We start from the raw sequence: 18,039 nt of genomic DNA on the forward strand, positions 1-18,039 counted from the left end.
CGGACGGCTCTGTGGATCTGGACCGCCAAGGCCGGTGGCGGCTTCAACCCGCCCACCAACACGTGGGATTCCGGGGCGGGCAACTTCGAGCAGCCGCGCGCCAAGCCGGTCTCAGGTGACTTTAATGGTGACGGCCTCGGTGACATCGGCACCTTCTATGACTATCCCGGGGCTCGGACGGCTCTGTGGATCTGGACCGCCAAGGCCGGTGGCGGCTTCAACCCGCCCACCAACACGTGGGATTCCGGGGCGGGCAACTTCGAGCAGCCACGCGCCAAGCCGGTCTCAGGTGACTTCAATGGTGACGGCCTCGGTGACATCGGCACCTTCTATGACTACCCCGGCGCCCGGACGGCTCTGTGGATCTGGACCGCCAAGGCCGGCGGCGGCTTCAACGCACCCACCAACACGTGGGACTCCGGAGCGGGCAACTTCGAGCAACCCCGCGCCAAGCCCGTCACCGGCGACTTCAACGGCGACAACCTGACCGACATCGGCACCTTCTACGACTACCCCGGCGCCCGGACCGCCCTGTGGATCTGGACCGCCAACACCAGCGGCGGCTTCAACCCGCCCGTCAACACCTGGGACTCCGGCGCAGGCAACTTCGAACAGCCACGCGCCAAGCCCGTCACCGGTGACTTCAACGGCGACGGTCACGGTGACATCGGCACCTTCTATGACTACCCCGGCGCCCGGACGGCCCTGTGGATCTGGACCGCCAACACCAGCGGCGGCTTCAACCCGCCCGTCAACACCTGGGACTCCGGCGCAGGCAACTGGGAGCAGTCCCGTACCAAGCCGGTCTGACGTCTCACCACCTGCGACCGCCGCGATGATCACTGATCATCGCGGCGGTCGACTGGAATGTGCAGTGAGGCCAGGGAAACGCCGGGATGTAGGCGCCCGCCGGCGACAGGGCCGTCAAGAAGGCGGCTGTCTGCGGGCGGCCGGACCTCGTCCACGCTGTCCGGCCTGAGACAGAAGTGACTGATGGGCACATAGTGATACATCGGGCATGGGACCATTTCTGGTGTGAATGCGGTCAAGCAGGTGCCTCGGGGCGGGGATCGGCTGATCCGTGTGTCGATGACGGTCGTGGTGCTGGCGGTCGCGGCGGTGGCCGCGTGGGTGTCGTACTGGCATGCGGTGGCGGTGATCGAGAAGTACGGTGCCGAGGACGAGTTGTCGGCGCATCTGGTCCCGGCGACCGTGGACGGCATGATCTACGCCTCCTCGATGGTGCTGCTGTGGTGTGCCCGCTACCGCCTGAGGGTGCCGTCGCTGGCTCGCTGGGCGCTGGCTCTGGGAGTCGCCGCGACACTGGCGGCGAACATCTTGCACGGGATCGAGCGGGGAGCCCTGGCCGCGGCGCTGGCCGCGTGGCCGGCGATCGCGTTGGTGATCTCGTACGAGCTGATCATGTGGGTGGTCCGCTCGGGTCGCGAACTCGCCGATCGCGCGTACGACGCGGGGGAGTCCGAGCGAGCGTACGACGCGGGGCAGCCCGGGCGAGTGCTCGCCGAGCCCGCACCCCCGAGCGTCCCGAGCGTCCCCACAGAGCAGGTGTCGAAGCCCGGATCAGTGGTGCACGCCACGTCGCAGATCGCCCCCGGCGAGCCGACGCAGGAAGCAGGCGAGCGCCGGTCAGTGTCCGCCGAGCCCGAACCGGCGGCCCCACTGGCGGGCCAAGACGCGCTGGCAAGCCAAGACGCGCTGGCGGGCGAGGTCCGTGAGGACAGCGACCGACGAGCGCTGGCGGGTGAAGTCCCTGAGGACAATGACCGGCCAGTGCAGGGGAGCGAGGTCCGCGAGGATAACGACCGGCGGGCGCGGGTGGCGGCCTTGCTCGCTCAGGATCCCAACATGACCGGGGCCGCGCTCGCCCGTACGCTCGGCGTGCACGAGACCACCGGGCGCAAATACCGCCGCGAAGCCCTCAACGGCAACGGCCGCTCCGCATAACGCCGAACCGGGGCGTTCCTCCAGCCGGGTCAGTGCTGCGGGCGCTGGTTCCACTCGCCGTTCACTAAGTAGGAAGTACGCGCTCCTACGCTTCGGACGTGAGTGACGAGGCGATGCAACCGGCCGGCGCTTGACGTCAGAGCGCACGGGTGGCTGTTGACGTCCAGTCACGTCTGTATCGCACAGCTACGCGAGGAGGAAGCGTCATGAGCTCCACTGCGGTCAATGTCGTGCTCGTGCACGGTGCGTTCGTCGACGGGTCGGGCTGGCAGGGCGTCTACAACCTGCTCAAACAGGACGGCTACCGGGTCAGCGTCGTCCAGAACCCCACGGTGACGCTGGAGGGGGACGCCGAGGTCACGCGGCGGGTGCTGGACATCCAAGACGGTCCCACCGTGCTCGTCGGGCACTCCTACGGCGGCTCGGTCATCACCGAGGCCGGTACCCATCCGCGGGTGTCGGCGCTCGTCTACGTCGCCGCGTTCGCGCCCGACAAGGGGGAGAGTGTGGAGTCGCTGCTCGCCGACCCGCCGCCGGGTACGCCGGCGCCGCCGATCGTGCCCCTGGAGGGCGGATTCTTGGCTATTGAGCGGGACAAGTTCCACGGCGCCTTCGCGGGTGACCTGCCGGCGGAGTTGGCGGAGTTCATGGCCGACTCGCAGGTGCCGTGGGGCGCCGGCGCGGCCGGCGCCGCGGTCACCGAACCCGCCTGGCGCACCAAGCCGACCTGGTACCTGGTCGCCTCCGGTGACCAGACGATCCCGCCGGCCGCGCAGCGGGCGATGTCCGAACGTGCGGGCGCCACCGTGGTCGAAGCCGAGGGCAGCCACGCCATCTACATCTCCCAGCCGGAGGCCGTCGTCGCGCTGATCAAGCAGGCGGCCGCTGCCGGCTGAGCGAACGATCCGTAGATCCCGTGGATTCGTCCGGCCATGGGCAGCCCGGGGTAAGCCCCCGGGCTGCCCTCGTCATCAGCTGGCGGGGGTGTGGTCCGCGCCGGTCTGGGTGGCCGTCTGGCTGGTAGGTGTCTGTACGTTGCCGCGCTGCACCGTCGGCACACTGTTGGCGAACGTCTCAGTCGCGTAGGCCGCGCCGTCCGCGAGCTCGTTCAGGAGTGACGTGTTGACGTTGTTGTAGGTGTCGCAGGCCTGGTGGTAGCAGGGGTCATAGGCCACCCCGGCGGTGCCGCCGAAGACAGCGGCCTCCTCAGCCGTCTTGACGGTGTCGGTTCCGGATCGCACGCCACCCGCCGGGATGCCCGCGTCCATGAACGACTGGTAGTCGGAGCTGCCGGTGAACGCGTCCTGCTTGAGCGCGAGCTTGCGCCCGGCGTAGTAGTCGGTGAAGGTCTTCTCGATCGCGTCCGAGCCCGCCGGCGGCTTGGAGCTGTTGGTGCCGAGTGAGTCGTCACCGTCCAGGACACCGCGGACCCCGTTCGGGGAGCCGATCATGTCGAGGTTCAGGTAGAGCGCGATCTTGGCCTTCTCTTCGGCGCTGAGGTTCGCCACGTAGTACTTGGAGCCGAGGTCGCCGCCTTCCTCGGCGCCCCAGAAGGTGAAGCGGACCCGGTTGTTGACCCGGCCGCGAATCTCGCCGATCTTCTGGGCGATGGTGAGGACCGTCCCCGCACCGCTGCCGTTGTCATTGATGCCAGGGCCCGCGGCCACGCTGTCGAGGTGGGCGCCGACGGTGACCACGCGATCAGGGTTGCCGTAGGCGGTCTCGGCCACGATGTTGGACGTCGTGCGCTGTTCGCTGATGGTGTCGGTCTTGATGTGGAGTTTCAGGCCGCCCGCCTGCGCCGCCTGCACCAGTTCGACGCCCAGCTTGTTGGTGAAGCCGATCAGCGGGATGGTGAACGGGCGCAGCGCCGTACCCTCCACTGGCGCATCGGGGACATCAGGCCGCTGATAGTAGGCGACCGCGCTCGCGCCGGCCTTCTGGGCGTTGTCCGTCTTGACCTCGAAGGTGCAGCCGCCCCGGCGGATGAGCGCGATGCTGCCGGCGGTGAAACCGGTGAAGTCGTCAGCTTCGCAGCCGCTGCCCACTCCGGCCGCGTCGGGATCCACGGCCACCGCGGTGGCCGTCACGTCGCCGGCGCCCGAGTAGTCGAGGGTGCGGTAGTGGGTGCCATGGGTGTAAGAGGCCGGGGACGGAGCGGTCTGCGCGAAGACCGAGGGTGTTACCTCTTTATAGAAGGGAAAAGCGAAGCGCTGGATCGTGGGTTTGTAACCGGCCAGTGTGAGTTTGGCCACAACGTAATTCGCTGACTTCTCGAATCCGACCTCGCCCGAAGCCCGGTTGCCGCCGTTGCTGTTGGCGATCATCTGGAAGGCCAACTGGTGCGCCCGGATGTCCTTGAGTTGGACCAGGTCAGCGAGGCTCGGGGTGCCGGCGTTGGCGGACGGTGCCACGCCGAGGGTCGCCGCTAAGCCGATCAAGGTGCCGATAGCGATTTTGCGCACGTGTGCCCTCTCAAAGTTCATGACTGACTTCGCGAATCGGAGTCAAGAGATCCGCGCAGATCCAAGATCATAGCCATGGTTTCTGTCGGATAGAGGGCTTACGTGATAAATGCGAAGATATTCCAGGCTTGCAGCTCTTTTATGGCCGATGTCCGATCGCCCCTGGGGTGTACCGCACCGTCCGTGGTCGTGGAACGGCCATGGAACGCCCTGAGAGAGGAGAACCGTCACCGTTCGAAAAGGAGACCACATGCGCCACCAGACCGGCTTCCAGCGCCGCGTGTTGACCGTCCTGGTCATGTTCGCCATGGCCCTCGGGTTCCCGGCCGCCGCCCAGGCGAGCGCTCTTTCCTCGACTGCCTTGCGCAGCAACGCCGCCGGCACCGCCAAGTGCATCGGTCTGGCGAACAACGGCAGCACCGCCAACGGCACCCCGCTGGTGATCTGGGACTGTCATTTCCATGCCGACCAGATCTGGCAGGGCAACAACGACCGCTCCATCCGCACGCTCGCCGGCAGCGGCAAGTGTGTCGGTCTGGCGAACAACGGGAGCACCGCCAACGGCACTCCGCTGGTGATCTGGGACTGCCACCTGCACCCCGACCAGCAATGGAGGTTCGCGGCCATGGGCGCCAACATCTACTCCATCCGCAGCTTCGCCGCCAGCACCGCCAAGTGTGTCGGTCTGGCCAACAACGGCAGCACGGCCAATGGCACCCCGCTGGTGATCTGGGACTGCCACCTGCACCCCGACCAGCAGTGGGGCCTGCCTGATTCTCCTGCGGCCTTCGGATTCGCTTCCTGATCGACTTCGCCGCAGCTGGAAGCGCTCAGGACCAGGTCCTGGGCGCTACCGGCTGACAGGAGACGCGTGCTCGCGGGTTTACGCGCGGCCCAGCAGGGCCCGGGCCACCTCGACGTCCGTGATGAGGATGTTGATCCAGCGCCCCCGTACCGCTCCCCGGATCGCGGCCAGCTTGGCCGCGCCCCCCGCGACCCCGATGCGGCGCTCCACGGCGCGCAGTTGGTCGGGGGCGATGCCGATGATGCGGTCGTCGAAGTCGGCTTCGACGGCTCGTCCGTCGGCGTCGAAGTATCGGGTGCAGACGTCGCCCACGGCGCCGAGCTCCTGGAGCTGGCGCTGGTCCTCGGGGGCGATGGCGTTGCCGGAGCGGCGGAGCAGCGGGGAGGGTTCGAGGGTGCCGATGCCGAGGAGGGCCAGCGTGAGACGCGACCACGACTTCATGACCTCGGCGACGGCGGGCTCCTTCGACAGCATGTCGCGCAGTTCGCGGCTGTGGACGAGCGCGGCCGACGGCGCGAAGACGGGGCGCGCTCCGGTCAGTTCGGCGAGGCGGCTGGTGAGGCGGGTCGCGTGCAGTTGCACTTCGGGGCTGCCCGATCCGCCGACTATCTGGACGACCTCTTCGGCGACGGGGGTCGTCTTGGCCCGCATGACGTTGATCGCCTCCAGGAGCGTCGCGCTCCAGGAGGAGATGCCGATGACGTCGCCGCCTTTGAGCGTGGCGTCGAGGTAGGTGGCCGTCGCGGCGGCGAGTGCCGGGATGACGTCAGGTCCCACGCCCTCGGTCTCGACGACGACGGCGTCGCGCAGGCCGTACTGCTCCACGAGGGCTTCCTCGAGCTCGGCGTGCACGCCGTCGGGGGAGACGACCACGGTACGGACGACAGCGCGGTCGGCCGCCTCTTTGAGGAGGCGCGAGACGCGCGGCTGCGACATGTTGAGATGGGCGGCGATCTCTGGCTGGCGTAGCCCGCGCTCGTGGTACATGCGGGCCACCTTGACCAGCAGCCGCATGTGGTCGGGGCTGGGAGTCGAAGCGATCACCACGTGAGTTCCCCGTCCTTTCTCGCTCCGGTGAGCGCGTCGCCCGGAACGTCCGGTCTGCATGCTAGACGTTGGAGTGGCTAGAGGCGATGTCGTCGCCCCTAGCCGCCGGCGCCTCAGAGTTTCGCGAAGACGCCGTACTGGTCGGCGTTGTCCTTCGTGATGATCTCGCAGTCGATCGACTGCTTCTCCGGCTGCCCGGTCGCGCCGGTTTTGACGAACTTGTCGGCCTGCTCGACCGCGGTCGTGGCGCCGAGCGCGGCCGGCTGCAGGGACGTGGCGAGCATGGTTCCGGCCTTGATCTGCGCGATGGCGTCCGGGCTGCCGTCGAAGCCGACGACGATGACGCCGCTCTTCTTGGCGGCCTTCAACGCCGCCACGGCGCCGAGTGCCATCGTGTCGTTGCCGGCGATCACGCCTTGGATGTCCGGGTTGCGCTGGAGGATGGTCTCCATCTTGCTGAAAGCCTCTTGCTGGTCCCAGTTCGCGGTCTGCTGGGCGACCCGCTTCAGGTCTGGGTACTGCGAGATGACGTCGCCGAAGCCCTTGGAGCGCACGCCGGCGTTGGTGTCGGATTCCTTGCCGGTGAGCTCGACGTAGTTGCCCTTCTCCTTCATACCCTTCACGAACTCCTGGGCGGCGAGCTGGGCGCCCTGGGAGTTGTTGGAGACGATCTGGGCCTTGGCGATGCCGGTCTGGTTGATCTCCCGGTCGATCAGGAAGACCGGGATCCCGGCGGTCGTGGCCTTCTGGACGGGGCCGATGGAGGCGTCGGCGCCGGCGTTGTCGAGGATGATCGCCGCGGCCTTGCGCGAGATGGCCGAGTCGATCAGCTCGCTCTGCTTGTTCGGGTCGTCGTCGTGGGAGTCCACCGAGGTCTGGTAGCCGAGCGACTCGGCCTTCTTCTTGGCCGCGTCCGCCTCGGCCTTGAAGAACGGGTTGTCCGGGGAGGGGGTGATGATCGCGATCAGGTTGCTCTTGGGTGCGGCGGCGGCGCTCGACGAGGAGCCGCTCGACGGCTTCGAGTCCGCGGGTGCGCCGGATGATCCGCATGCGGTCAGCGTCAGCAGCCCTGTGGTCAGGGCCGCCGCGGCCTGGACGACCAGGCGACGGCTGGGGTGGGACATGGTTTACCTCCTGGAAGACGCGCCGGCGTGGACGCGGGATGGGGGATGGGACCGGTTCTGAAACCGTTCCGGTCTGGCATCTGGCATAGGGAGTGGAGAAGGGTCAGCGGGCGGGGGCGCCGGGTCTGACCGGTTCGTCGTCGGTGGCCGCCGCTTCGTCGGCGGTCGCGACCGCGACCGCCGAGGCGGCCGCGCCGCGGCGCTGGAAGCGCTGCTGGGTCTGGTCGAGGATGACCGCGACGATGATCACGGTCCCCTTGATGAAGATCTGCCAGAACGTCGAGACCCCGACGATGACCAGGCCGTCGGCGAGGAAGCCGATGACCAGGGCACCGACCAGAGTGCCGCGTACGTTCCCGCGTCCGCCGGACAGGGCGGCGCCGCCGATGACGACGGCCGCGATGGCGTTGAGCTCGAAGCTGTCGCCGGCCTGTGGCGCGGCCGAGGTCAGTTCGGAGGCGATGATGAGGCCGGACATCGCGGCGCAGGCGCCGGAGATCATGTAGACGATCACCTTGACGCGCTGGACGGGGACGCCGGTGAGCTCGGTGGCCCGCTCGTTGCCGCCCGTGGCGTAGAGCCAGCGGCCGAAGGGCGTCGAGCGCAGGAGTACGGCGACGACGGCGGCGAGGATGATCATGATCCAGATCGCCACCGGAAGGCCGAGCGGCCGGCCGCCGCCGATCCAGTCGAAGCCGGTGTTGTGGGTGCTGGGGTCGCCGCCCAGCTTGGGGTAGGTGGTGCCGCCGGAGATCAGGAGCGCGGCGCCGCGCGCGACGTACAGCATGCCCAGGGTCGCGATGAAGGGCGCGACGTTCAGTCTGGTGATGAGGAGACCGTTGATGCTGCCCATCACGGTGCCGGCCGCGATGCACAGGATGACCACCGCCCACACCGGCGGGTAGGCGATGACGCCGAACACGCTCAGGTGCACGCCTTGGAGCAGTTCGCCGGCGATCACGCCCGACAGCCCGACGATGGAGCCGACCGACAGGTCGATGCCGCCCTTGAGGATCACCAGCAGCATGCCGAGCGCCAGGACGGCGTTGATGGCCACGTGCTTGATCATCGTGATCAGGTTGTCGACGGTCAGGAAGGAGTCGGACAGCAGGGCGAAGACGATGATCAGGACACCGAGCGCGATGAACGCACGTAGCTCGAAGATCGAATTGAGCGTCTTCAGGCGGCGCGCCTCCGCCGCCGCCCGGCGGCGTTGCCGCAGCACGGCTGCGTGGTCGTTGGTCAGGGTGTCAGCCATGGCTAACCTCTTCGGTGGTGTCGGCGCTGTCGGCCAGGCTCATCAGCTGGTCGCGGGTGATCTCGCCGGCCCGGAGGTCGGCGATCAGCCTGCCGCGGACCAGGACGAGCAGGCGGTCGGGTATGTGCAGCGCCTCTTCGGTCTCAGATGTGGTGAACAGCACCGCCAGGCCGCGTTCGGCCTGCCGCGCCATCAATTCGAAGACATCGGCCTTGGCGGCGACGTCCACGCCGCGGGAGGGTTCGTCGAGCAGCAGCACGCGGGGGCCGGTCATCAAGGCCTTGCCGATGACGACCTTCTGCTGGTTGCCGCCGCTCAGCGAGCCGATCGGGGCGTCGGGGCCGCTGGTCTTGACGGTGACATCGGTGATCATCGTCTGGACGGCGGCGCGTTCCTTCGTGCGGTTCACGAAGAGGCGGCGGACGAAACCGGTCAGCGCGGCCAGCGACAGGTTCTGGCCCACGCTCATCGTCTGGACCAGCCCGTCGCGCTGGCGGTCCTCGGGGACCAGGGCCAGCCCGGTCTGGATGCGGCGGCGTACGGTGCCGACGACCGGCTCGCCGTACAGGCGGATCTCTCCCGAGTCGGCGTGCAGGCGGCCGGCCAGGCACTCCAGGAGTTCGGTACGGCCACTGCCCATGAGCCCGTAGATGCCGACCGTCTCCCCGGCGCGGACGGTGAGCGAGACGCCGTCGACGGCCAGGCGGTCGGGGTTGGCGGGGTCGGCGACCGACAGCTCGACGATCTCGAGCGCCACCGGCCCGAGCTTGGGCTCGCGGGCCGGGAAGAGGTCGTCCTGGTCGCGGCCGACCATCTTGCGTACGACCCAGGCGAGGTCGACGTCGTCGGCGGCGGCCGTGGCGACCATGGAGCCGTCGCGGAGCACGGCCACGTCGTCGGCGATGTCGAGCGCCTCCTCCAGGTGGTGGGAGATGTAGACGATCGCCACGCCTTCGGCCGTGAGCTCGCGGATGACCTGGAAGAGGACCGCCACCTCCGGGGCGCTCAGCGCCGACGTCGGCTCGTCCATGATCAGGATTCGGGCGTCCTGCAGCAGCGCGCGGGCGATCTCGACGAGTTGCTGCTGGCCCAGCCGCAGGTCGCCGACCATCAGATCGGGGTTCAGCGCCCCGTCCAGGCGGCGGAGCACGGTGGCCGCCAGCGACCGCTCGGCCGTGCGGTCGACGAGGACGCCGCCGCGGGTCCGCTCCCGCCCGAGGAACAGGTTGTCCTGGATGCTCAGGTTCGAGCACAGGCTGAGTTCCTGATGGATGATCGAGATGCCGCGATCGGCCGCGTCTCGGGCGCTGCCGAACTCGACGATCTTCCCGTCGAGCTCCACCTGGCCGGTGGTGGGCGACTCGACCGCGCTGAGGATCTTCATCAGCGTCGACTTGCCGGCGCCGTTCTCGCCGAACAGCACCATCACGCGCCCCGGGACGATGTCGAGCGAGACGCCCTTGAGCGCCTGCGTGCCGCCGTACACCTTGGTGACGTCCACCGCCCTCAGCACCGGAGTCGCCGTCACGACGCCGCCTCGACGGAGATCGGGGTGACGGTCAGCACGTCGGCGGTCAGCGGCGTCATCGCGCCGACCACGGTGATCTTCTTGCCGTCGAGCGACGGTACGTCGAGCGACGACAGCACCTTCGACTTGACCTCGTTGTTCAGGGCGGTGCCCGCGTCGGCGTAGTCGACCTGGTTGACGAACTGGCCGAACGCGATGAAACCGACCGCGTCGCGCAGCGCCGTGCCATTGATGGCCGGGCCGATCTGCACCTGGACCCTGGTCTTGCCGCTGCCGGGCACCTCGACCGGCAGCAGGCCGCTCTTCGCCGTACCGGCGGTGCCGGTCAGCGTGACGGCGTAGCTGTAGGGCCCGGTGCCGGCGCGGTGGCCGTACTTCTGGCCGGCCGCGTCGGTGTCGTCGGCGATCGCCTTGCTCAGCGTGACGATGTCGACGGCCTTGCCCTTGATCGCCGGGACGACCTTCGGTCCGTAGGTCGCGGCGCCGTAGCGGGCCGGGTCGAACTTCGCCTGCTCGCCGGCGCGCGGCGCGGTGTCCGAGCGGTACGTCGTACTGGCGATGATCGCGATGATCACGAGCACGAGCGCGATCAGGCTGCCGCGCCCCAGCGTGAGCCGGCCGGGCCGGGTAGATTGCACTGCTGTCATGACGTACTCCCGTTCGCGCGTGCGCCGAGGTCGCGGGCGACCGTCAGGCGCTGGTGCCATCTCGCCGCGGCTGCCCTGCGGTGCTCCGCGCTCCAGTCAGGGGTGAAGATCTCCACGTCGCCGTCGGCCCGCCGCTCCAGGTCGGCGGTGGTCCACAGGCCCAGTCCGAGACCGGCCAGGTCCGCCGCGCCGCCCGCCGAGAGCTCGTGATGCCGGGTGCGGGCCACCTCGACATCGCTGAGGCCGGCCTGCAGCCGCATGAGCGCGGTGCTGCGGGTCAGGCCGCCGTCGGCGACGATCCTGCGCAGGCCCGGCATGGCGGTCAGGACGTCGTCGACTTGGTGCGCCACCGACTCCAGGGCCGCCCGCGCGAGCTGCTCCCGCCCGGTGCCGAGATCGAACCCGGCCAGCACCGGCACCGCCCGGGGGTCCCACCACGGCGCGCCCAGACCGCCGAAGGCCGGTACGAGGGTGACGTCGCCCGCGTCGGAGCCGGCCGCCAGGTCGACGACCTGGTCGGCGGAGATGCCGAGCAACTCCGCCAGCCAGGTCAGGGTCCGGCCGGTGGAGCGGATGTTCGCCTCCCTGGCGAACGTCGGCCGCTGCCCGGTCGACCAGGCGATCGTGTCGCAGACCGGGCTGCCCGGCCCACCCAGCCCACCCGGGCTGTCCGGGTCGCCCAGGCCGCCAGGCGACTCCGCGACCGTCATCACCGACGATCCCGTGCCGTAGGTCACCTTGACCACGCCCGGCCGCCAGCCCGCGTGCGCGAACAGCGCGGCGTGCGAATCGCCCAGCACCGCGAGTACGGGCACCCCGGCGGGCAGCGGGTCCAGGTCGCGGACCGTGCCGAAGGGGCCGGTGGAGGCGACGACGCGGCCCAGCGCCGCGCGGGGGACGCCGAAGATCTCCAGCAGTTCGTCGTCCCAGTCGCCGGTCGCCAGGTTCAGCAGCTGAGTACGGGAGGCGTTGCCCACCTCGGTGACGAACTCGCCGGTGAGCGCGTCGAGCAGCCACGCGTCCACGGTGCCCAGGCGCAACTCGCCGCGCCGGCTGCGCTCGCGCGCCGGGTCGTGCCGGTCGAGCAGGGCGCCCATCTTCAGCGCCGAGAACATCGGGTCCAGCGGCAGCCCGGTACGACTCCGGACCAGGTCGCCGTACCCTTCCTCCAGAAGCTGGGCCGCCCGGTCCGCGCCACGGCGATCCTGCCAGCCGACCAGCGGCGCGATCGGCCGGCCGGTCGCCGCGTCCCACAGGACCACCGACTCGCGCTGGGTGCTCAGCCCGATCCCGCGTACGGCCCGCGGATCGGCCTGCCGCAGGCAGGAGGCGACGGCGTCGCGGACGCTGCCGAGCAGTTCCTCGGCGTCCTGCTCCGCCAGACCCGGCGCCGGGTGGCTCTGGGACAGCGGCGCACTGGCGCGGGCCACGACCTGGCCGGCGGCGTCGACCAGCAGGGCCTTGGTGGAGCCTGTGCCCTGATCGATGGCGAGGACGAGCGGTTCCATCAGACCCGTCCCAGAGCCTCACGGGCGGCCTTGACGATGCCCTCGGCGTTCAGGCCGAAGTGGTCGAGCAGGAAGGACGTGCTTCCCGTCGGTGCGAACGTCGGGACGCCCAGCATGCGTACGGGGACCGGATGACGCTCCGCGACGACCTTGGCGACGGCGGCGCCCAGACCGCCGGACAGCAGGCCCTCCTCCGCGGTGATGATCGCGCCGGTCTGCTCCGCGGCGGCGACGACCTCGGCCACGTCCAGCGGCTCGACGAAGGTCATGTTGACCACCCGCGCGGTGAGGCCCTCCGCGCGCAGGAGCGCGGCGGCGTCGAGGGCCCGCGAGACCATCGTGCCGATCGCGATCACGGTCACGTCGTCGCCTTCGGCCAGGCGCGTCGCGCGGCCGGCCTCGAAGGGCGCGCCCGCCGGTGTCACCGCGGGGACCTTGAAGCGGGGGATGCGGATATAGGAGGGGAGACCGGACGCCGCGGCCCAGCGGACGGCGTCGCGGGTCTGCGACGGGTCGGCCGGGACGACGATGCGCAGCCCGGGGACGGCGCGCATCCAGGACAGGTCCTCGATGGAGTGGTGGGTGGGCCCCAGCTCGCCGTACGCCATGCCCGGGCTCTGCCCGCACAGCACCACATGCCGGTCGCTGTAGGCCACGTCCGCCTTGATCTGCTCCAGGGCGCGCCCAGTGAGGAACGGCGCCGCGGCGGACACGAAGGGGATGAAACCGGCGTTGGCCAGGCCCGCTGACACGCCGACGAGGTCCTGTTCGGCGATGCCGACGTTGATCAGGCGGTCGGGGAACTCCTCGCGGAACTTGACCAGGTTGCTGGAGCCGACCGAGTCATTGCAGACCGCCACGATCCGCTCGTCGGCGCGGGCCAGGGCGGCCAGCTCCTCGCCGAAGTCGACGCGGCAGTCGAACGTGGGCGCCTGCTCGGCGAGAGCGGTCATCGGCTCAGCTCCTCGAGCGCGAGCTGGACCTGCTCGTCGGTGGGCACCTTGTGGTGCCACTCGACCCGGTCTTCCATGAATGAGACACCCTTGCCCTTGACGGTGTTGGCGATGACGGCGACGGGCCGGCCCGTCGACGACGGCGCGTACGCCTGCTTGATCGCGGCGTGGTCGTGGCCGTCGATGACGCGCACCTCCCAGCCGAAGCTCGCCCACTTCTGGTCGAGCGGCTCCAGCGACTTGGTGTCCTCGGTGCGGGCGCCCTGCTGCAGCCGGTTGCGGTCGACCACGGCGGTGAGGTTGTCCAGCCCGTAGTGGGCGGCCGTCATGGCCGCCTCCCAGTTGCTGCCCTCCTGCATCTCGCCGTCGCCGAGGACGACGATGGTGCGCCAGGTCTCGCCGCGCAGCTTGGCGCCGAGGGCGCAGCCGGTGGCGACCGGGAAGCCGTGCCCGAGCGGGCCGGTGTTGGTCTCCACGCCGGGCACCTTGACCCGGTTGGGGTGGCCGTTCAGCGGCGACAGCGGCGCCATGTACTCGGTGAGCCGCTCCTGGGGGAAGAAGCCGCAGGAGGCCAGCGTCGAGTACAGGGCGGCGGCGCAGTGGCCCTTGCTCAGCACGAACCGGTCGCGCAGCGGGTTGGCCGGGTCGTGCGGATCGAGCCGGAGCGTCCCCCACATGGCGGTCACCAGCAGGTCCGTCACCGACAGGTCGCCACCGACGTGCCCCATCCGGGCCGCCTGGATGGTCGTGAGGATGTCGCGCCGGATGCGCGTGGCGATTCCGGCCAGTTCGGGGGCCGCCTCGGCGGGCGAGGCCGCACGCAGGAGCGCGCTCCGCTCGACGTAGGCGGCGGCGACGGGCGCGTCCAGTTCGAGGGGCCTGGACGCGATCTTCACGGCGGTCATGCGGACTCGCTCTCGGCGAGTGCCCGGTAGAGCGCCCGCTTCGCGATGCGCTGGGCGCCGAGGGCGTCCTGCGCCGACTGGGCCGCGGCGAGCGCGTCACGGTCGAGATAGCCCAGTGCGTGGTGGAAGGCGCGCATGGTACGGATGCCCGCCCGCGCCGCCTCGACGGAGTCCTCGCGGAACGGGAACTGGTCGAGCTGCCAGACGCCCTCCCAGCCGGCGTCACGCAGGGCGAAGAAGAACTCGAACGTCTCCAGCAGGTGCACCGAGCCGACGACCATGTCGTCGTCCCAGCCGCGGAAGTTGTCGTTGACGTCGATCGCGAAGAGTTTTCCGCGGCTCATCGCCATCTTGGCGGCCTCGGCCGGCGTCTCGCCGCCGTACAGGGAGTGGCCGAAGTCGAGCAGGATGCCGACGTTGTCCACGCCCATGTCCTCGATCGCGAGCAGGGTGCGCGCGACGGAGGAGAAGACCATCCGGTTGCGCGGCTCGCGCGGCTTGTACTCGATCGCGAACTTCAAGTCGGGGAACGCCTGCGCGAGCTCACGGACCGCGCCGACCGACTTGTCCCACAGGTCGGTGTAGTCGGCCTGGAAGGGATAGTCGTAGCCGTCCTGCCCCGGCCACAACTTGATGTAGTCGACACCCAGCTCACGCCCGACTTCGGCCGCGGCCGCCACCAGGTCGATGGCGTCCTGGCGTACGGCGGGGTCGGGGTTGGTGAAACCGCCCTTGGCGAACTTGCCCGTGTAGAACTCGGGCGTGACCGCGATCGCGCGCAGGTTCTGCTCGGCGAGCGCCGCCCGTACCTCGGCGGTGCTGATGCCGCCGGGCGGAAACGGCCAGTTCAGGTCGACGACGGACAGGTCGCCCACTGCCCCGGCAAGTTTGATGCAGTCCAAGACCGTCTTCGGCTCGCCGTAGCCGTCGGTCGCATACCGGTCGACATAGGTGGCGAAGTGCCAGATGCCGGCCCCGTAGACCGGCTCATCGTGGGGCTGAATGTTTATGCGATCACGATCAGACATGCAAAGCAAGCTACGGGAGGAGCAAAAGAGGTGTCAATGGGGTGGTCGGTCACGTGTGGGCAACCTTGACGACATCCAGGAGCAACATGAATACTGCGCATGCAATTCTCCACTCAATGGTGAATAGGTATTCGCAGAAGGAGTTGCCGTGCCCCCCTCCAGACTCCCAGCCTCCCGGAGCAGGCGACCTATCCGGGCATTGACCTGCATGATCGCGGCTCTCGGCATGACTGTCGCCACGCTCCCCGCGGCGGCCGAGGCCGACAGCCTCCATCAGGAGGGGGACCTGCCCAGAACGGTCGTCACCACGGACATGGAGCAGGACGACTACGCCTCGCTCATCCGCTATCTGCTCTACACCAACGAGGTCGACACCGAGGGGATCATTTACAGCAGCGGCAAGTTCCACTGGTCGGGAGACGGCAAGGGCACGCCGTTCTTCCTTCCCAACCGGGAGTACACCACCCCGCAGACGTCATGGCGATGGACCGGGACGCGGACCATCCAGGACCAGGCCCTGCGCGCGTACGCCGAGGTCTACCCCAATTTGCGCAGGCACGACCCCCACTACCCGACGCCGGGCGAGCTGCTGTCCAAGGTCAAGATCGGCAACATCGAGTTCGAGAACGAGATGGCCAAGGACACCGAGGGCTCCGACCTCATCCGCGACCTGCTGCTGGACCGCGATTCCCGGCCCCTGTACCTCCAGGCGTGGGGTGGCACCAACACGATCGCCCGGGCCCTCAAGTCGATCGAGGACCGCTTCGGCAGCACGAAGCAATGGCCCCGCGTCAAGGTCGCGGTCTCGAAGAAGGCGGTGATCCTGGCCAGCGGCTTCCAGGACGACACCTACGCGCAGTACATCGCTCCCGTCTGGCCGGACATCCGCGTCGAGAACATGGCGGCCGGCTATGCCACCTGGGGCTACAACTGCGAGCGCGGGCAGGGCAACGTGCGCGGCCTCCCGGCTGACCGCGTCTACTTCAGCGGCGCGTGGATCAAGAAGAACATCCAGATCGGGCCGCTGGGCTCGCTCTACCGGTCATGGCTGGACGGCCAGTCGATGCCGGGCGACCAACTCGACATCTTCGGCGACCCCGAACGTGCCGCGAGCGGCTGGTGCAAGCCGCTGGCGCCGTACGACTTCCTCTCCGAGGGCGACAACGTCGCCTTCAACCCCTTGCTCAAGACCGGCATCGAGGAGCCGGAGAACCCGCTGCTCGGCGGCTGGGGCGGCCGGGCGACCCAGACGACCACCGCGCCGAACCTGTGGACCATGGTGGGCGCGGAGAAGGACGACACCGGCGCCGACGTCAAGAACTACACGACGCTGCGGTGGGCCGGAGCCGCGCAGAACGACTTCGCGGCCCGCATGCGGTGGACGCTGACCCCCAAATACCGCGACGGCAACCACCCGCCCACGGTCGACGTCCACGGCAACGACACCGTCCGGGCCCGGCCCGGCTCCGTCGTCACGCTGACCGGCCTCGCCACCGATCCCGACCAGGACGCTGTGACGCTCCGCTGGTCGCAGTACCGAGAAGAAGGCAGCTACCCCGGCACCGTCACCATCACCGACCGCGGTCGCGGCCGAGCCGCCGTCACCGTCCCGGCGGACGCCACACCGGGGCAGACCATCTCGATCATCCTCCAGGGCACCGACGACGGCGCGTTCCCCCTCACCCGCTACGACCGCGTGTTCATCCGGGTCGTCTGACGATGCGCGACATCACCCGGCGAGCCGTTCTGCCCGCCGGGTGATGTCGGCTCAGTGGGCGGCGTCGAGTTTCGCTCGTTGCTCCGTCGTCAACTCCAGGTCCGCCGCGGCCAGACTCTCGTCCAGTTGCTCGATCGAGGAAGCGCCGATCAGCGGGATCATCGGGACCTCGCCGCCGATGAGCCAGGCGAGCACCACCTGGTTGACGGTCGCTCCTGTCTCCTGGGCCACTTCCCGCAGCGCCGCGAGACGCCGGGGGGTGCCCGCGTGATCGAACGCGTCGCCAAGTGGCTTGTCGTCACGTACGTAACCGCCGCTCAGCAAGGGCGAGTAGGCGACCAGCGCGAGTTCGGGCTCGGCTCGCAGGTAGCTGAGCAGGTCACCGCCGACCACGCCGAGGTTGCCGTCCTGAGAGCGCAGCGTCGGAAGATCGGTGCGCTGACGGAGGTAGGTGTGGTGATATTGCACGACCTCGTAGCCGGGCAGCCCCGCCGTGGCCGCCAGGTTCCGGGCCCGCTCGAGTCGCCATGTCCAGTGATTACTCGCCCCAAGCAGACCAGCAGTGCCTTCCTCGACCAGACCGGCGAAACCCTCGACCGTCTCCTCCAGCGGCACCGTGGAACCTTCGAGGTAGGCGTGTGCGTACAGGAGATCCAGCTTGTCCACGCCAAGCCGTTCCCGGCTTCGCTCCGAGGATTCCCGGATCACCCGGGCCGACAAGCCCTCAAGGTCATGACTGAGGGTGGACGATGGAACGTTCGGCCGCCCGCCGAGCTTGGTGGCGATGACGATCTCGTCCGTGATGTTACGACTGCGTCGCCAACGGCCGAGCAGCGCCTCGCTTTCACCCCCCTGAGTGCCGTTGACCCAATAGGCGTAGTTGTTGGCGGTGTCGAGGAAAGTGCCGCCGGCCTCGACGTAGCGGTCGAGGATGGCGTACGACGTCGCCTCGTCGATGGCGGTGCCGAACAGCATCGCGCCAAGACTCAGCACACTGACCTGACGACGAGTCTGCGGATCGCTGCCGATCGCGCGATACCTCATGGGAATCCCCTCCATCTTGAGCGTTGGGCGGGATTGTGCACCCTA

General features: G+C 69.1%; 16 protein-coding genes. 5 read left to right on the forward strand and 11 right to left on the reverse strand.

All coding sequences use genetic code 11. From position 1 onward, the window contains the following. The 3 genes from AB0B61_RS00325 to AB0B61_RS00335 all read left to right on the forward strand — a co-directional run. On the forward strand, positions 1–810 hold an 810-nt coding region (locus AB0B61_RS00325), incomplete at its 5' end, for a VCBS repeat-containing protein (protein WP_358425587.1). Between the two features lie 225 nt (positions 811–1,035). Continuing rightward, positions 1,036–1,965, forward strand: coding sequence for a DUF2637 domain-containing protein (locus AB0B61_RS00330; RefSeq protein ID WP_358425590.1), 930 nt, complete (start codon positions 1,036–1,038; stop codon positions 1,963–1,965). Between the two features lie 206 nt (positions 1,966–2,171). After that, the gene (locus tag AB0B61_RS00335) at positions 2,172–2,861 is read left to right on the forward strand and encodes an alpha/beta hydrolase (RefSeq protein WP_358425593.1); all 690 of its coding nucleotides are present in this window, start codon (positions 2,172–2,174) and stop codon (positions 2,859–2,861) included. A gap of 75 nt (positions 2,862–2,936) precedes the next feature. On the opposite strand, the gene AB0B61_RS00340 is transcribed toward AB0B61_RS00335, so the two are convergent. Beyond that, entirely contained in the window at positions 2,937–4,430 is a 1,494-nt protein-coding gene (locus AB0B61_RS00340; protein ID WP_358425596.1) for a M20/M25/M40 family metallo-hydrolase, read from the reverse strand. 250 nt (positions 4,431–4,680) lie between these two features. Here AB0B61_RS00340 and AB0B61_RS00345 point away from each other — a divergent pair, with 250 nt between their 5' ends. Next, the gene (locus tag AB0B61_RS00345; RefSeq protein ID WP_358425599.1) at positions 4,681–5,235 is read left to right on the forward strand and encodes an RICIN domain-containing protein; all 555 of its coding nucleotides are present in this window, start codon (positions 4,681–4,683) and stop codon (positions 5,233–5,235) included. A gap of 78 nt (positions 5,236–5,313) precedes the next feature. Here AB0B61_RS00345 and AB0B61_RS00350 read toward each other — a convergent pair whose 3' ends face one another. The 9 genes from AB0B61_RS00350 to AB0B61_RS00390 all read right to left on the reverse strand — a co-directional run bounded on the left by AB0B61_RS00350 (position 5,314) and on the right by AB0B61_RS00390 (position 15,233). Further along, positions 5,314–6,282, reverse strand: a complete 969-nt coding sequence (locus tag AB0B61_RS00350) for a sugar-binding domain-containing protein (protein ID WP_225289899.1) — start codon at positions 6,280–6,282, stop codon at positions 5,314–5,316. 113 nt (positions 6,283–6,395) lie between these two features. Beyond that, positions 6,396–7,406, reverse strand: a complete 1,011-nt coding sequence (locus tag AB0B61_RS00355) for a D-ribose ABC transporter substrate-binding protein (protein WP_358425602.1) — start codon at positions 7,404–7,406, stop codon at positions 6,396–6,398. A 103-nt stretch (positions 7,407–7,509) separates the two neighbouring features. Next, positions 7,510–8,664 (reverse strand): ABC transporter permease, encoded by a 1,155-nt coding sequence (locus AB0B61_RS00360; RefSeq protein WP_358425605.1) that lies wholly within the window; start codon positions 8,662–8,664, stop codon positions 7,510–7,512. Further along, positions 8,657–10,192, reverse strand: a complete 1,536-nt coding sequence (locus AB0B61_RS00365; protein WP_358425608.1) for a sugar ABC transporter ATP-binding protein — start codon at positions 10,190–10,192, stop codon at positions 8,657–8,659. The genes AB0B61_RS00360 and AB0B61_RS00365 overlap by 8 nt, the downstream gene beginning before the upstream one ends. Next, positions 10,189–10,839 (reverse strand): DUF2291 domain-containing protein, encoded by a 651-nt coding sequence (locus AB0B61_RS00370; protein WP_358425611.1) that lies wholly within the window; start codon positions 10,837–10,839, stop codon positions 10,189–10,191. Before AB0B61_RS00370 ends, AB0B61_RS00365 begins: the two co-directional genes overlap by 4 nt. After that, positions 10,836–12,347: an FGGY family carbohydrate kinase gene (locus AB0B61_RS00375; protein ID WP_358425614.1), complete on the reverse strand. Its 1,512-nt coding sequence runs from the start codon at positions 12,345–12,347 to the stop codon at positions 10,836–10,838. Before AB0B61_RS00375 ends, AB0B61_RS00370 begins: the two co-directional genes overlap by 4 nt. Further along, positions 12,347–13,300 (reverse strand): transketolase C-terminal domain-containing protein, encoded by a 954-nt coding sequence (locus AB0B61_RS00380; protein ID WP_358425617.1) that lies wholly within the window; start codon positions 13,298–13,300, stop codon positions 12,347–12,349. Before AB0B61_RS00380 ends, AB0B61_RS00375 begins: the two co-directional genes overlap by 1 nt. Continuing rightward, positions 13,297–14,205: a transketolase gene (locus AB0B61_RS00385; protein WP_358425620.1), complete on the reverse strand. Its 909-nt coding sequence runs from the start codon at positions 14,203–14,205 to the stop codon at positions 13,297–13,299. Before AB0B61_RS00385 ends, AB0B61_RS00380 begins: the two co-directional genes overlap by 4 nt. Beyond that, positions 14,202–15,233 carry a sugar phosphate isomerase/epimerase family protein gene (locus tag AB0B61_RS00390; protein ID WP_358425623.1) on the reverse strand — a complete coding sequence of 344 codons (1,032 nt, stop codon included), beginning with the start codon at positions 15,231–15,233 and terminating at the stop codon, positions 14,202–14,204. The genes AB0B61_RS00385 and AB0B61_RS00390 overlap by 4 nt, the downstream gene beginning before the upstream one ends. Positions 15,234–15,441: 208 nt before the next feature. On the opposite strand from AB0B61_RS00390, the gene AB0B61_RS00395 reads away from it, so the two are divergent. Next, entirely contained in the window at positions 15,442–16,950 is a 1,509-nt protein-coding gene (locus AB0B61_RS00395) for a nucleoside hydrolase-like domain-containing protein (protein ID WP_358425626.1), read from the forward strand. Between the two features lie 51 nt (positions 16,951–17,001). Here AB0B61_RS00395 and AB0B61_RS00400 read toward each other — a convergent pair whose 3' ends face one another. Beyond that, the gene (locus AB0B61_RS00400) at positions 17,002–17,994 is read right to left on the reverse strand and encodes an aldo/keto reductase (RefSeq protein WP_358425629.1); all 993 of its coding nucleotides are present in this window, start codon (positions 17,992–17,994) and stop codon (positions 17,002–17,004) included. Positions 17,995–18,039 lie beyond the last annotated feature (45 nt).

This window comes from Nonomuraea sp. NPDC049158 (genome assembly GCF_040648335.1).
Taxonomy (GTDB): Bacteria; Actinomycetota; Actinomycetes; order Streptosporangiales; family Streptosporangiaceae; genus Nonomuraea.